Here is a 14,460-nt window from a genome sequence, read left to right as displayed (position 1 = left end):
GGGTAGGTGGAGGTCAGACGGTGAGGATCACCTTCCCGCGCGCTGTCCGGCCCTCCACCGCCGCGTGCGCTGCTGCGGCCTCCGACAAAGGGAAGCGTGTGATCAGCGGTCGGAACTCCCCGGTCGCAGCGCGCTCCAAGGAGGTCGAGCGCAATGCGTCCCACCCGCCCGGCGGAACCATGCGTGGCCCCAGCGCCCAGGTCGCTGTGAGCTGCCGGGAGATCAGGTCGGTGGTTGCGATCTCGGTGGGTGAGCCGGATGCCCACCCGTAGAGGATGATCCGGCCACCAGGGGCGAGAAGTTCGAGAGCCTGTCGCCCGATCCGGCCGCCGACGCCGTCCATCACGACGCTGACCCGGGGTGCAGAGGAAAGGCGCTCCGGCCAGTCGGGATCGCTGTAGTCCACCGCGATATCGGCACCGTTGTCGCGCACTTGTGCGGTCTTCGTCGCACCACCGGCGGCCCCGACGACGAAAATGCCCTCACGATGCAAGCTCTGGACGAGCAGCGTGCCGATGCCACCGGCGGCGGAGAGGACGAGAACGGCATCGTCGACGGTCGGTTGTGTGGTGTGCAGTAGTCCCAGCGTGGTTGCACCGGTGCCGATCATCGCGACGGCGACGTCGGCGGACAGGTCGTCGGAGATGGGGTAGAGGTTTTCCGCGCGAGCGACGGCGAGTTCGGCGTAGCCGCCGTGGCCGTCGAGGTGCGCAGCGACTCTCCGACCGATCCATGTCGGCTCGACGCCGTCGCCGACCGCATCGACAGTACCGGCGACCTCCCCACCCGGCACGAGCGGAAGTGCTGGTGGCAGATGCGGTCCCACGGTCTCGCCGCGCCGGATCTTCGTCTCGATGGTGTGTACTCCGGCTGCTTCGACCGCGATACGGACTTCGCCGGGCCCTGGAACAGGGTCCGCAAGGTGCTCGTAGATCAGGTTGTCGGGAACACCGAAGGCGTGCAGTCGTATTGCGTGCATGTCATACCTCGATGCGTCGGCGTGGAAGGAGCAGTGCGGGGAGAAGCGCAGCGGCCAATATTACGGCCACCCACAGGTAGGTGGAACGGAAAGCATCCGCCAGGAGAGGAAGAGACGACTCGGGAAGTAGGAAGGCCTGCTCGAGATCCTGCACCTCGGGCAGGCGCTCGGTGACGGACCGCGCGAGCCCGGCCGAGAACACGGCAGTGCCCAACGCGACCGCGACCTGCTGAATGATCATCAGCCCGGTGCTGGCGGAGGGCACCTCGTCGTGGGTGAGGCCGCGGGTTCCCGCGGCAGTAGCAGGCATGAGCGTCATACCGATGCCGACGCCCATCACCGACATAGCAGCCATGAGCTGCCAATACGGGGTATCGGCAGAGACAAGGACGGCGAACAGCAGAACCCCGATGGGGGCAATGATCGTGCCCAGCGCGACGACTCGGCCGGGTGGAATCCGATCGACCAGGCGGGTGGCCACCTGCATCGTGAGGCCGGTTGCGACAACCTGCGGAATACTGAGCAGTCCGGTGGTGTGTGCGTCCTCCCCGCGAACCATCTGATAGTAGAGGGGCAGCAGGACCATGGACCCGAAGTACGCCGCTGCCGCGAACGTGAGGGTAAGAGCCGACGCGGCGAGCTTGCGGCGACGGAACAATCCGAGTTCGATGAGCGGCTCGTCGGTCGTGAGAGACCGGACGACGAATCCGGCCCCGAGCAGGCCACCGAGTGCGGCGAACATGATTCCTCCGCCGGTGAGTCCGAAGACCGACACTGCGAGCCCGCATGACAGCAACGCGAGCCCGATCCAGTCGAGGCTGCGTCGAGTGCGGTTCGGGTCGGCGGGGAGAAGGCGGGCGGCGAGTAGCACCCCGACGAGACCGACCGGGACGTTGATCAGGAAGATCCAACGCCACGATGCTGCGTCGATGAGGAGGCCGCCCAGTACTGGACCGATGAGTGGGCCGATGAGAGGTGGGATGCCGAGCATGCTCATGAGCCGACCGTTTTCGCCTTCGCCCGCTGCGCGGAGCACGATGGTCATGCCGACCGGCATCAGCATGCCGCCGCCGAGTCCCTGCACCACACGAAAGACCACCAGCGACCACACATCCCATGCGCACGCGCACAAGACCGAGCCGAGCACGAACAAGATGATTGCGGTGAGGTAGAGCCGCTTGGTGCCGAAGCGTCCGACCGCCCAGGCGGTGATCGGAATGATGGTGACCAGCCCGAGGACGTATCCGGTGGTCACCCACTGGATGTCGGTCATCGTGGCGTGGAACTCGCGGGCAAGGGTGCCGATCGCGATGTGGACGATCGTGGTGTCGAGCACCACCATCAGCATGTTGAGTACGACGACCAGCGTCACGGTCATCGGCCGAACCGCCGCGCGTTGCCCGGCCCGGCCGATGACGGCGGTCATGCGGGCACTCGCAGCGATTTCAGTGCTTCCGACCAGGCGGAGACCTCGTCGATCAGGCCGGTCAGCGCCGGTTCCTGGTGCTGCCCAGGTATCAATGCTCCGGGTTCCAGTGGGTCGGTGATGTCGAAGTCGTGGTGCAGCGACAGCACTACCTGGGTGCGTACGGTCGCGACCTTGACCTCGGCCAGTACGAGCCGAAGGTGTTCGGCTGCCCGCACCCCTCCGGCCTGGACTCCGTACGTGACGAATCCTGCTGCCTTGTCGGCCCATTCGTCGAACAGGAAGTCGATGGCGTCCTTCAATGCGCCGGGGAAGGAGTGGTTGTATTCCGGTGCGACGAAGACGAATCCGTCGTATGCCCCGATCGTCGCGGCCCACCGTCGTGTGTGCTCCTTCTCGTACGTGCCGAAGATCGCGGGCGCGGACTCGTCGAGGTGTGGCAGGTCGTAGTCGCGTAGGTCTATGACGTCGTAGGTGTCGTCCGGCCGGTGTTGTTGGGCGACCTCGTGGACCCACTGCGCCACGGATGCTGCGCGACGTCCGGGGCGGGTGCTGCCGACGATGATTGCTATCCGTGTCATGCGGTGTCTCCTTGGTCGTTGGGTGCACAGATAAAGTACAACGAGTAATGTAAAAAGTGCAATGGGTGTTGTACTTACTAAGGTGTGGACCATGGCGTTACGTGCTGACAAGCGGGAATCGATTCTGACCGGGGCGCTCGAGGTGTTCGCCCGCGACGGTTACACGCGGGCCGGCATCGACGTGATCGCCAAAGAATCGGGCGTCTCGACACGGACGATCTACAACCATTTCGGCGACAAGGCGACGCTCTTCCAGGCTGTCATCACCGCAAGCTCCGACCGCGTCGCGGCCGGACACATGTCCGTGATCGACAACTACCTGCGTAAGGTCACCGACCTCGAGGACGACCTCACCGACCTGGGCGTTGCCCTGGTGTGGGACGAGGAGTACGTCACCCACTTCGCTCTCGTCCGGCAGATCCAGGCCGACATCGACCACATACCGCCCGCTGCCGTCGACGCATGGAGGGACGCCGGGCCGTTACGCGTGCGCCGGCACCTCGCCGATCGTCTAACGAACCTGGACGGGCTGAACCTCGACGACCCGATGCTCGCCGCATTCCATCTGATGGCATTGATCGGCCGGGACACCTCAGGCGGGGGGCGTTCGACCGAAGAGCATGTGCGCGCGGGGGTGCGGGTCTTCCTGCGCGGCTATTTGCGGTGACTCATCACTAAAGGTGCCCGGCTTCGAAGCGCAACCGCGGATGAAACGGACGCGAACAACGTGTCGACCGCGAGCGGCTGTCTTTCCGGCGCGCGGCTGTGCTGTGGAATGCGGCGGCGTAACTAGAGCTTGTCGAGGTCGACGGGCGGGAACTCGCCGTAGACCCCGCGATCGCTGCCCTCGAGGTACCAGTCGTGCTGCGTCAGGGCGCGAGCCCGCAAACCCGATCGCCGAGCACGTTCCATCTCTGCTGCGTTCCGCCGGGCCTCGAGCGCGCGCTCCGTGGCTCCGCGGATCTTGGGAGCTGCCGCCGCGATCATCGCGACAGCGACCACGACCCCGATGATGATGCCGAGGACGACCAGGATGGTCTGCCAGTGCTCGATGATCAATCCGAGGATGACGAGGGCTGCAAAGAGCCCCAACCAGTTCTTCACGTTTGTCCCGTCACCCGAATTCCGATCAGCAGAAGTCCCTGGTTATCGGCAGTGCTGGCAGTGGTGTTACACAAGTCGATTCGGCCCCGGCCTGCCTTGGGACCTGTCGGTGGCGTCCGGTAAGAATGTCGGTCATGTCGGTTTTCCATCCCGACGCGGAAGGCATCAGGAGGTCGATGTGATCGATACGCGCGCACATGCCAACGGGCCTGCGACGCTGCCCCGCGGTCACCGCTGGGTGGTGGTCGACGTCGAGACCTCCGGGTTGCGCCCGAACGCGCACCGCGTGCTCAGCGTCGCCGCTCTGGTGCTGCGCGAGGACGGTTCTGTCGAACGCGAGTTCTCCACCCTCGTCAACGCCGACTGCGACCCCGGGCCCGTGCACATCCACAACCTGACACGCGAGCGGCTCGCCGGTGCACCCCGCTTCACGGACATCGCCGGCGAGCTCGCCGACATCCTCGACGGCGGCACCCTCGTCGCACACAACGCGTCATTCGACTACGGATTCCTCGACGCCGAGTTCCGGCGGTCCGGCAGGTCCATCCCGGCCGAACAGCGGCTCTGCACCCTGGCGTTGTCGCGGCGCCTGGAGCTCGACGTCCCCAATTTCAAGCTGGCGACCCTCGCCCGGCACTGGCAGGTCCAGCAACTGCAAGCACACGATGCGTACGACGACGCGCGCGTGCTCTCCGAGGTGTTCGTGCGCAGCGCCACCCTGGCCGAGAATCTGCAGCTGCCCTTGCCCGTGGTGAACTGCCGCGGCCGGAAGTCGGTGTACCCGGATTCGGTGCAGCGAGTGCCGTGCCAGTGGAAGAACCCGGGCCGTCTCACCGAGGCGGGGCTCGTGCAGGGCATGAAGGTGGTGATCAGTGGGGCCACCACCACACCGCGGCCGACGCTGGCCCACCGCATGACGGACGCCGGGCTCGACGTACTCAACAGCGCGAGTCGCCAGACCAGCGTCGTCGTCTGCAACGACCCCGGCGTACAGACCGCCAAGGTACGCAAGGCCATGGCCGAGGGCATCCCCGTCATCACCGAACAGCAACTCGAAGCACTGCTGGAGCGAGTGGCGCCGGGGGAGCCCAAGGTGGCGACGGTGATCGACATCGTTCCGCAGCAGGAAACCCCGGTGACGACGTCGATGCCCACGCCGGAGCCGCCGAACTGGGCGCTCCAGGGCAAGAAGCCGAAGTTGTGGTCGGGGCGTCGCGTCCTCCTACTGGGCGGCACCCACCTCGAAGCGGTCATGATGCGCTCACGCATCGCGCAGCTCGGGGCCCGACCGTCCCTCAATTTCACGGCCGCCGTCACCGACGCCCTGCTCCTGGACGGCGCCGACGCAGACAAGCGGTTGTCGCGGGTCCAAGACCGTCAGCTGCCGGTACTCACGCCGGACGACGTGAATGCCGCGATCGAGAAGGGCGTCGTCCCTCCGCACATGCGCACCGAATCCCGCCTGACGGCGCCGGTGCTCTCACACGGCGAAGTGATCGACCTTCCGGCGAAGACCACGCAGTGGTCGGTCAACATTGCGTGGAAAGCCGAAGCCGTCGGAAACGAGTTGGACGTCGACGTCGTCGCGTTCTTACTCGACAGTAATGAAAGAGTCGACACCGACGACGATTTCGTTTTCTACAACAATCCCACTTACGACGACGGCGCCGTCGAACTGACGATGGACGGCAGCAGCGAGCAATCCGTACGCGTCGACCTCGTATCGATTCCGGATGAGTGCGAGCGCATCGCGATTGCGGCGGCCATCGACGGAGACCGCACGTTCGGCGACCTCGGTGCGGTCTCCATCAGCGTGGACAGTGAGGCCGGCACCGCTGCCACCGCGGTCCTCGACGCGGGCACCACCGAACGCACGATGGTGCTCACCGAGATCTACCGACGGTCCGGGAAGTGGCGGTTGCGGGCGGTGGGGCAGGGGTACGACGACGACCTCGCGGCGCTCGCAGTGAGATACGGGGTGGATGTCGAAGACAACGACTGATCGGTCTCGCTGTAGTGGGCAAGCTTGCTGGCCTAGTATCAGTGGTCATGGATCCCACCGAAACCGCACCTGAGCAGGTCTCGATCGGGCGCAGCCGCACGCACGTACTCTCTGCGTCTCCGATGGTGTCCCGGCATCGGTGCAGGTCGTGGTCTCACCGTCCATCGTGATCCACAACCTGCTTATGGTCGACGCTCGGTACGACTCGGATCGACGGGTCGGCCGAGTGACGTGATCACCGGTGCCGACCGCTCGAGATTCGGGCAGCTCACCTACACCTCCTTCGACCGCCCCGGCCACGCCGGCGGCGGTGGTTGGCAGATCAAGCAGACCACCGGCGACCTCGACGCGGCCGAAGAGGAAACACTGCTCGCGGGCGTCGTGACTCGGTTCGAACCGGTCCAGCCGATTCCTCGACTCCTGATCGGCGAGGAAGTGGAGAATCGGCCCCGTCGACTGATGTATGTACCCGGTGGCGAAAACACAGGCCTGTACTGGCACACCGTACCGGCCGGTGCGGAACCCTCCGGTCGGAACGGAAACGTGTTCGCTCACGCACTTCTCGACCGGCACACCGATGCGGCAGGCAGCCCTCGGCCCATCGAACGATGGCGCTCGGCCGAGTGGCTCACACCGTACGGGCCCAGTGGCGTCGCTTCCGCGATCCTCGCATCTCCGGAACCCAGGCCGAGTGATGTCGCCTCACGCGCCGCCGCCGTGACCTTTCTCCTCGACCCGACCACCTCCCGGATCGGTATCTTCAGCGTCCTGCTCGACGCGGTTGCTCAGGCATTCCGCGGTGGCTCGCCCGTGGTCCTCGGCTGCACGGATTCGGACAGCGCGGCCGGATGGATCGCCGCGGTCTCGCACTTCATGTCGCCGGGAACGAGCCGACGCTTCGGATGGTCGACCTTCGACAGGTTGCACACCGTCGACGACCCTGTCGCGCGCGGCGCACATCTCGTCGCGGTGCCCCTCGAGGACCTTCCGGGCGACACCCCGGGATGCGTCGTGTTCGGTGAGAACGAATCGCCGTCACTCGGCGTGCTCGATGGGGCACCGCATCGCGTCGACAACGGCGACATGGTGCCGGTGACCCCGTGGTCGAGACTGGCGCAGATCGTCCTCGTCGACAAATCGGCTGCCGCCCGCACACTGGCCCATCAGGACGAGATCGCGGGGAAAGCGGGCGACGACGACCTGTCGCCGATGTGGCCGCTGGCGATGGCAGTGGTGGCGGACAGCGATCTGCACGACTCGTTGGACGAAGCGACCACGGTCCTGCTGGAACAGAGCCCCCACACGGCGATGGAGTCGGAGTTCGCGTCGCTGATCGTCGACGTGGTGGACCGCAGTTTCGGGGACACCGCAGCGCAGGCTGCCCGAATATTCGGTGCATGGCTGGCCGACGACCGGCCGGCCCCGGTGGTGCGCACTCTCGCCGGACGGGTCTTCGCATTTCGCGTGTTCCAGGATCACGCGTGGTTCCGGAACGCAGATCCGGCGCAGCGTGCACTGCTCGAATACTGCGATCGGACTCCCGAACTCGTGGCAGAGGCCGACCGCGTTCTCGGTGCTCTGCGAAGCAGTCTGTATTCCGCCTACGAGATCGGCGATGTGGCGGTCTCGGCACTCCAAGTGCTCGATGCGATCATCCGGGCCGATCTCACGAGCGATTTCGGCCGCGAGCTGGCCCTCGAGATCCTCGAACTCGTGGTGGTGCCGGTACTGTGCGACGACACCCGAGGTCCGCAGCTCGTCGCAGAGGTCGGCCCGGTAGGACGTGCGACGTGCATGGACTACCTGCAGCCTGCAGTGATCGGCCACCTCGACTTCATGGGCAGACCGCTCGGCTCTCGGCTCGAACCGTCCGTGCTGGCGTTCATCGCGAGCAATGTGGCCGGGGTGCCCACCTTCGGTGACTTCGCAGCGGATCCGTCCTTGGTGAACACCACCCAGAGCGTGATCATCGCCGAAGGTGTTTTCGCCCTCGCCGAGCAAGGGGAGGGGGCGCGGGTGCGGAGTGAACTGGCGGTAGTCGCCCTGTGGCGCGCATTCTACGAGCTCGGCGAAGGCTCGGGAGTGATCCCGGGCCTGGACGAGGTCGTCGCAGCGCAGCAATGGACGGCTGCCGAGTGGCGTGAGATGGTCCAGAGGTATCCGAGCGTGGTCGCCCCGCGCTTTCTGCAGGACGCCGTGGTGTGTGAACCGTGGAGCACGGACGTCGAATTGCTTGCCCGGCACATCCTGAACCTGCTGGATCACACGGGTTCCGCGCCGTGGCAGGAAGATCCACATCATGACGCACTTGCCGGCGCGTGGGCCTTGATCCGGCTGAGGAACAGCTGGGACGGGATATCCGAGCAGGAACTGGACCGCGACCTCGGTCGGTACGGTCTGCCGACGATCACCGACTATGCCCGGCACTACGAAGCCGATCTGCCGGATGACGTGCTGGCCGGGTTGGCGGTATGCATCATCGCTGCGAAGGCCCGTTCCGCAGTACTTCCCACGCTACCGCCCAGACATGTTGCTGCACTTGCCGATGCAATCGAACTCAACGCCCGATTCGTCGTCGACTCGATCGTTGAGCTCGCGCAAGCCGGAGCGCTGGACGAGAATTGGCTGATCGCATATGCCGTGTTGAGCTCGCCCGGCTCTCCTGACGTGGTGCTGGTGTCCGAAACTGTCGGTGTTCTAGCGCATTTCGTTGTGAGGGATGACTCCGATCAGCGCGGGATTCTCGACGAGGTCGCCGCAGAGATCCTCCCGGAGCCGTGGAACCTCGGCCCGCGAGACCTTCGCGGGGTTCAGTCGGCGGTGAGCGCCGAACTCATGGAGTTCCGCGACCGCACCGTCGACCTGGCCCGCGAAGCGTATGCCACGTTCGTCGTGGGGTGGTACGAGCAAAGGGTGGCCGCAGCGGAGCAGGCGATATCCAGACTGCGAGGGCCTTTCTGATCGCGGGATCACCCGACCGCCGACAGCACTGTCTTGTCGCCTCGCCGACGCTCGCGTTGCAGAACCGGGTCGGGTAACGGCACCGCGTCCAGCAATCCGCGTGTGTACGTATCCCGAGGGTTGCCGAACACCGCCGCCGTCGAACCGATCTCCACCAGTTCGCCGCGCCGCAGCACCGCGACCCGTTCGGCAACCTGGTTCACCACAGCCAGGTCGTGGCTGACGAACAGGCACGCGAAACGGTATTCCTCACGTAGATCCGCGAACAGATCCAACACCTCTGCCTGCACCGACACGTCGAGAGCGCTGGTCGGCTCGTCCGCGACCAGCAGTCGGGGCGCCAGTGCGAGAGCTCGGGCCAGCGCGACACGTTGCCTCTGACCGCCCGACAGTTCACCGGGCCGACGGTCCGCGAAATCGCGGGGCAACCGCACCGACTCGAGCAGGTTTCCGACCTTGGCCCGCAGCACCACCCCGGACGCGCTCCTGTGCACCACCAGCGGTTCGCCGATCGAGTCACCGATGCTGCGCCGCGGATCGAGGGATGCGGCCGGGTCCTGATGCACGAGCGCCATTCCGCGGCGCAACGCCCGAAGCTCCCGCGCCGACACCGTCGAGAGGTCTGCACCGTCGAAGACGACGGAGCCGGCGGTCGCCTTGATCACCCCCAACGCGGCACGCCCGAGAGTGGTCTTCCCGGAGCCGGATTCGCCGACGATGCCGAGCACTTCACCCGCCGCGACGTCGACACTCACACCGCGCAACGCGGTGAACGCCTGGTTGCCCAACCTGGCCGGGTACACGATGTCGAGATCACGGATCTCCAGGACCGCAGGCGCGGACGCCTCTCGCGCATCGCCGGCATCGTGTGAGGACGTGTGCAGTCGCGGGACGGATGCGAGCAACTGCACCGTGTACTTCTCGCGCGGTGAATCGAACAGCTCGTGCACATCGCGGTCCTCGACGAGGCCGCCCGCACGCATCACCGCGACACGGTCGGCGATATCGGCGACCACACCCATGTTGTGGGTGATGAGCAGGATCGCGGTACCGCGCTCGTCGCGGAGGTTCCGGAGCAGCTCGAGGATCTCGGCCTGGACGGTCACGTCGAGTGCGGTGGTGGGCTCGTCGGCGATCAGCAGATCGGGATCTCCCGACAGCGCGAGCGCGATGACGACACGCTGCTTCTGCCCGCCGGACAGCTGGTGCGGATACCAGTCGACGCGCAGTTCGGGGTCGGGGATCTCGACGAGCCGCAGCAACTCGATCGCTCGGGCGCGAGCATCCGCACGCGATACCCGCCCGTGCGCCCGCAGCGCCTGCGCGATTTGCCAGCCGACCTTCTGCACCGGATTCAGCGCGGTCTGCGGTTCCTGGAACACCATCGCAGCGCGGGTGCCGCGGAGCCGGGCAAGTTGACTCTCGGGTGCCGCGACGATCTGGTGGCCCCCGAGCAGGATCGCCCCACTGGCCGCGGCGCCGTCGGGGAGCAATCCGAGTACTGCCTTCGCGGTCATCGACTTGCCCGACCCCGACTCTCCGACGAGCGCGACGATTTCCCCGGCGTCGACGGCGAGGTCGAGACCGGATACCACCGGTGGTGCGTCGGTGCCGAATCGGATGGTGAGGTCTGCGATGTCGAGGATGGTCTCGGCCATCGTTCTGTACTCCTGTCGGTGGGAAGCGGAGAGGTCAGGTCCGGCGTGCGGAACCGAGCGCCTGGGCGATGAGGAGGAACCCGAGGACCAGGGCCGCGATGACGGCGAGCGGGCCGATCGCGAACGCCGCATTGATGTCGAGGTTGGGGACGGCGTCGGCGACGATCGACCCCAGTGACGGCTCGGGCGGGCGCACACCGATTCCGATGAAACTCATGGCGGATTCGACGAACACCGCGACCGACATCGAGAGCGCGAGCTGAATGGCCAGCGGCTCCGTGGCGTTCGGCAGTACGTGGGCGCGGAGGGTGAACCAGCGCGACGCACCGATCACCTCGGAAGCTTCGACGAACGGCAACTCTCTGATCCGGAGCACCTGCGTTCGGACGTTTCGGCCGAACACCGGGATCTCCGCGACGACGATGACGATCCCGACCGTGAGCGCTCCCGGCCCGACGATCGCCGCCAACGCGATCGCGAGGATCAGCGCAGGGAATGCGAGCACCACGTCGAACACGCGCTGCGCGACGACGTCCAGAGCGGAGTGCATCGTGGAAACCAGGCCCAGCAGCGATCCCAGGACCGCCCCGATCGGCACCGCGATGAAGATGATCTGCAGGTTGATCCGAATCCCGTGCAGCACGCGGGAGAACACGTCGCGGTTGACCGTGTCGGTGCCGAACCAGTGTTCGGCGCTCGGTCCGAGCAGGTTGGCTCCGCTGATCTGCTGGTTCGGGTCGAACGGCGCGAGCCACGGTGCCAGCAGTCCGGCTACCCCGACCACGACGACGAGCAGTACCCCGGCCAGACCCTGGCCGCGGGTCAACGCCTTGACCACCGGCCGTCGGCGGCTCCGCAGTTCCGGCTCGGCCGCCGGATCGATCGACGACACACTCACGACGCTCCTCCGATCCGGACCCGCGGATCCAGGTAGGCGTGCACGATGTCGGTGACGAGCTGGACGATCACGAAAACCGTCACCGCGATCAGCAGCAGCACCTGCACCACTGGGTAGTCCCGTCGGCTGATGCCCTGCTCGATCAGCTGTCCGATGCCGGGCCACGCGAAGATCGCTTCGACGAGCACCGCACCGCCGAGCAACTGCCCGGTCTGCAGCCCCAGAATGGTCAGCATCGTCGGCAGCGCGTTGCGCAGGGCGCTGCGGGTGACGAGATTCCACTGCGACACTCCGAGCGCGCGGGCCGTGAGAATGTACTGCTGCTTCATCTCGGTGCGCAGCGCCTCGGTCAGGAACCGGGTGAGCGCGGCGGCAACGGGAAGCGCCAGGCAGATCGTCGGCAGCGCGAGGTACTGGATCGAGATATCCGGTCGGGCAAGGAATCCGGCCGGTGGGAGTCCACCGGATGGCAGCAACGGCAGGACCACAGCGAACACCAACACCAGCACCACACCGGTGACGAACGTGGGTAGTGCGACGGCGAGGGTGTTGAATCCGGCAACCAGGGCGGCGAGCCACCGCGCCGGCCACACCACGACCGCGACGGACAGCGCGAGGCTCACAACCAGCGCGAGCAGCAGTGCCGAGGTGGCCAGCACGACGGTGTTGACGAGGGCGGCTCCCACGAGATCGGCGATCTGGCCGCCGAGGATGTAGGAGTTGCCGAGGTCGAATGTCACTACATCGCCGACCCACGCCACGTACTGGGCCGGGACGGAACGATCGAGTCCGAGCGAATGACGGATCGCTTCGATCGCCTCCGGGCTGGCGTCCGGACCGGCCAATGTGGATGCAGGGTCGCCCGGCACGAGTCGGAGGACGAAGAAGATGAGCACCGAGGCCAACACGAGAACTGCGACCGCGGAGGGCACCCGATGCACGAGATAGCGCACCATGACGGATCCTTTCTCAGGTCAGGTAGGTGTCGGTCAGCTTCAGCTCGGATCGCTTCGTCCACGAAAGGTCGTGTGCCGAAGCGGACGCAGCCAGCTGGTTGAACACGACGCCGATCTCGATCAGGAAGAGGTTGTCGAGCAACTCGTCGCTGACCACCGTGTACGCGTCGATTGCTTCGGGGCTGGTGCCGTCGGCGACGTTCCACGCGGCGTCCGCGGCCGCCACGTACGCGGGACTCTCGAAGTGGGATGCGTTCTTTCGCGCGTTGAACGGGTAGGCGCTCACGGTCAGCGTCGACGGGGTGTACTGCGCCCACGAGTGGAAGGTGGTCCAGAGTCCGGGGAACTGCGCTCCGATCAGGTTCTGGACGAAGGTGGCGCTCTCCTGCGGATCGAGGGTGGTGTCGATACCGATCTCGGCGAGGTTCGCCTGCACGACCTGCGCCGTGGCTTCGTAGAACGGATTGCCCGCCTGGTAGGTCAACGGGAGGTTCGGTACAGGAGTGCCGCTGTCCGCTAAGGCCTGCCTCGCCTTCTCCACGTCGCGGCTGTACGTCGCATTGCGCGCCTCGTCGTACGCGGGCGAACCCTTGGGCCACGGCAGGTTGATCGGATACCCCGACCCGCGGAAGACCTCGTCGATGATGCGTTCCCTGTCGAGTGCATAGGCGATCGCCTGCCTCACCCGCACGTCGGCGAGTGCCGGGTGTGTGACGTTGGTGCCGACGTATATCTGCACCTCCGCGCCCTCCATGGCGAGAGATTGGTAGCCGGCGGTGTTGCCCAGGGTCTCGGCGTCGCGGTAGTTCAGCCCTTGCACGAGCTGGACCTGCCCCGATCTGAGCGAGCTGAGCAGTGCTTGCGCGTCGTCGATGATCGACATCTCGACGCGGTCGAGATAGGGGCGTTCCGGGATCCAGTAGGTCTCGTTGCGCTCGAACGTCAGAGACGTGTTCGGGGTGCGGTCGGTCAGCCGGAACGGGCCGGTACCGACGAATTGTTCACCGGCGAGGAGCTGGTCGATGGTCTCACTGTCGAGGATCGGGACGGTGTCGAGCAGGTCGAAGATGTTGCCGAGCTCGTGCTCGAATTTCAGGACGAGGCGGTGCGGGTCGGACGTGTCGTATTCGGTGATCGCGGCAGCGGTGCCGCGCAGCTGTGCTGTCCACTTGGCATCCGCGTAGGTCCGGAGTGAGAACTCCGCGTCTTTCGAGGTGAACGGCCGGCCGGAGTGGAATGTGACGTCGTCGCGCAGATCCAGGCTCAGTGACAGGCCGTCGTCGGCGAGGTCCCACGCCGTCGCCAGGTGCGGTTGCGCCTCGACCTTGTCGAGTGGGTAGGTGATGAGGCTGTCGTAGACGAGTCCGATCACAGCGGTGGCGCCGGCGGTGTTCGTGAGAATCGTTGCGGGAATGACATCCTGGGTGATCCCGACCTTCAGAGTGCCACCGCGTACCGGCGTCGAAGAGCCGGTTGCGGCGGCCTGTTGTTCTCCGACTGCGGAAGAGCACGCTGCGAGCAGGCCGGTTCCGAAGACCGCTGCGGCGGTGACTCCGGCACCGCGGAAGAAGGTTCGCCGATCGAAACGGAGGGTTGAACTTGTCACTGGGGGATCGTCTTTCGACTCGAGGGGAGGGGAACGCAGGCACGGGAGTCCGATACCCGAAAGGTGAGGAGTGAAAAGGGCTGTTGCCCGATTCCGGAGGCAGCACACGACCGAGCAACACGGGAGAGGGAGTAGTCGGAGGTCTCCGCATCGGGCTGCGACGCGGACGGCCCGTGCAGCTAGCTGCAGATGGTGCGGAGGGAACAACACAGTTCCCGCGCCAGAGGCAGACGTGCGCCCAGTGCGGCGGTCACGTAGGTGACCCGCATGGGGAACGGCCTGTCCGAAG

11 protein-coding genes are annotated in these 14,460 nt (G+C 66.1%); 3 read left to right on the top strand and 8 right to left on the bottom strand.

All coding sequences use genetic code 11. The features are described 5' to 3' along the window. Positions 1-13: 13 nt before the first annotated feature. From EV641_RS07180 to EV641_RS07170, 3 genes are read right to left on the bottom strand one after another with little or no spacing between them, the layout of a single operon-like run. Positions 14-979: a zinc-binding dehydrogenase gene (locus EV641_RS07180; protein ID WP_132471292.1), complete on the bottom strand. Its 966-nt coding sequence runs from the start codon at positions 977-979 to the stop codon at positions 14-16. 1 nt (position 980) lies between these two features. After that, the gene (locus tag EV641_RS07175) at positions 981-2,405 is read right to left on the bottom strand and encodes a DHA2 family efflux MFS transporter permease subunit (protein WP_132471291.1); all 1,425 of its coding nucleotides are present in this window, start codon (positions 2,403-2,405) and stop codon (positions 981-983) included. Continuing rightward, positions 2,402-2,986, bottom strand: a complete 585-nt coding sequence (locus EV641_RS07170) for an NAD(P)H-dependent oxidoreductase (protein WP_132471290.1) — start codon at positions 2,984-2,986, stop codon at positions 2,402-2,404. Before EV641_RS07170 ends, EV641_RS07175 begins: the two co-directional genes overlap by 4 nt. A 91-nt stretch (positions 2,987-3,077) precedes the next feature. On the opposite strand from EV641_RS07170, the gene EV641_RS07165 reads away from it, so the two are divergent. Then, positions 3,078-3,653, top strand: a complete 576-nt coding sequence (locus EV641_RS07165) for a TetR/AcrR family transcriptional regulator (RefSeq protein WP_199233170.1) — start codon at positions 3,078-3,080, stop codon at positions 3,651-3,653. Positions 3,654-3,775: 122 nt separating this feature from the next. Here the strand turns inward: EV641_RS07165 and EV641_RS07160 are convergent, their stop codons facing one another. After that, positions 3,776-4,090, bottom strand: a complete 315-nt coding sequence (locus EV641_RS07160; protein WP_132471288.1) for a hypothetical protein — start codon at positions 4,088-4,090, stop codon at positions 3,776-3,778. Positions 4,091-4,268: 178 nt separating this feature from the next. On the opposite strand from EV641_RS07160, the gene EV641_RS07155 reads away from it, so the two are divergent. Beyond that, a complete protein-coding gene (locus EV641_RS07155; RefSeq protein WP_241996896.1) occupies positions 4,269-6,092 on the top strand; it encodes a TerD family protein in 1,824 nt (607 codons plus the stop codon). Between the two features lie 231 nt (positions 6,093-6,323). Further along, positions 6,324-9,053: a hypothetical protein gene (locus EV641_RS07150; RefSeq protein ID WP_132471286.1), complete on the top strand. Its 2,730-nt coding sequence runs from the start codon at positions 6,324-6,326 to the stop codon at positions 9,051-9,053. An 8-nt stretch (positions 9,054-9,061) separates the two neighbouring features. Here the strand turns inward: EV641_RS07150 and EV641_RS07145 are convergent, their stop codons facing one another. The 4 genes from EV641_RS07145 to EV641_RS07130 are packed head-to-tail and all read right to left on the bottom strand — an operon-like array spanning position 9,062 to position 14,171. Beyond that, on the bottom strand, positions 9,062-10,711 hold the full coding sequence (locus EV641_RS07145; RefSeq protein ID WP_132471285.1) for an ABC transporter ATP-binding protein: 1,650 nt from the start codon (positions 10,709-10,711) through the stop codon (positions 9,062-9,064). Between the two features lie 34 nt (positions 10,712-10,745). Beyond that, the gene (locus tag EV641_RS07140) at positions 10,746-11,603 is read right to left on the bottom strand and encodes an ABC transporter permease (RefSeq protein WP_241996913.1); all 858 of its coding nucleotides are present in this window, start codon (positions 11,601-11,603) and stop codon (positions 10,746-10,748) included. A 2-nt stretch (positions 11,604-11,605) separates the two neighbouring features. After that, positions 11,606-12,565 (bottom strand): ABC transporter permease, encoded by a 960-nt coding sequence (locus EV641_RS07135; protein WP_132471283.1) that lies wholly within the window; start codon positions 12,563-12,565, stop codon positions 11,606-11,608. Between the two features lie 13 nt (positions 12,566-12,578). Continuing rightward, the gene (locus tag EV641_RS07130) at positions 12,579-14,171 is read right to left on the bottom strand and encodes an ABC transporter substrate-binding protein (protein WP_132471282.1); all 1,593 of its coding nucleotides are present in this window, start codon (positions 14,169-14,171) and stop codon (positions 12,579-12,581) included. Between the last annotated feature and the right edge of the window lie 289 nt (positions 14,172-14,460).

Origin of the sequence: Rhodococcus sp. SMB37 (assembly GCF_004345605.1) — a bacterium.
Classification (GTDB): domain Bacteria; phylum Actinomycetota; class Actinomycetes; order Mycobacteriales; family Mycobacteriaceae; genus Rhodococcus.
The sequence above is the reverse complement of the archived record's forward strand: the minus strand, read 5'-3'. Positions and strand labels throughout refer to the sequence as shown.

Excerpts from the sequence above, each read along its gene's own strand:
- EV641_RS07180 (WP_132471292.1), bottom strand. The coding sequence starts at position 979 with ATGCACGCAATACGACTGCACGCCTTCGGTGTTCCCGACAACCTGATC.
- EV641_RS07175 (WP_132471291.1), bottom strand. The coding sequence starts at position 2,405 with ATGACCGCCGTCATCGGCCGGGCCGGGCAACGCGCGGCGGTTCGGCCG.
- EV641_RS07170 (WP_132471290.1), bottom strand. The coding sequence starts at position 2,986 with ATGACACGGATAGCAATCATCGTCGGCAGCACCCGCCCCGGACGTCGC.
- EV641_RS07165 (WP_199233170.1), top strand. The coding sequence starts at position 3,078 with ATGGCGTTACGTGCTGACAAGCGGGAATCGATTCTGACCGGGGCGCTC.
- EV641_RS07145 (WP_132471285.1), bottom strand. The coding sequence starts at position 10,711 with ATGGCCGAGACCATCCTCGACATCGCAGACCTCACCATCCGATTCGGC.
- EV641_RS07135 (WP_132471283.1), bottom strand. The coding sequence starts at position 12,565 with ATGGTGCGCTATCTCGTGCATCGGGTGCCCTCCGCGGTCGCAGTTCTC.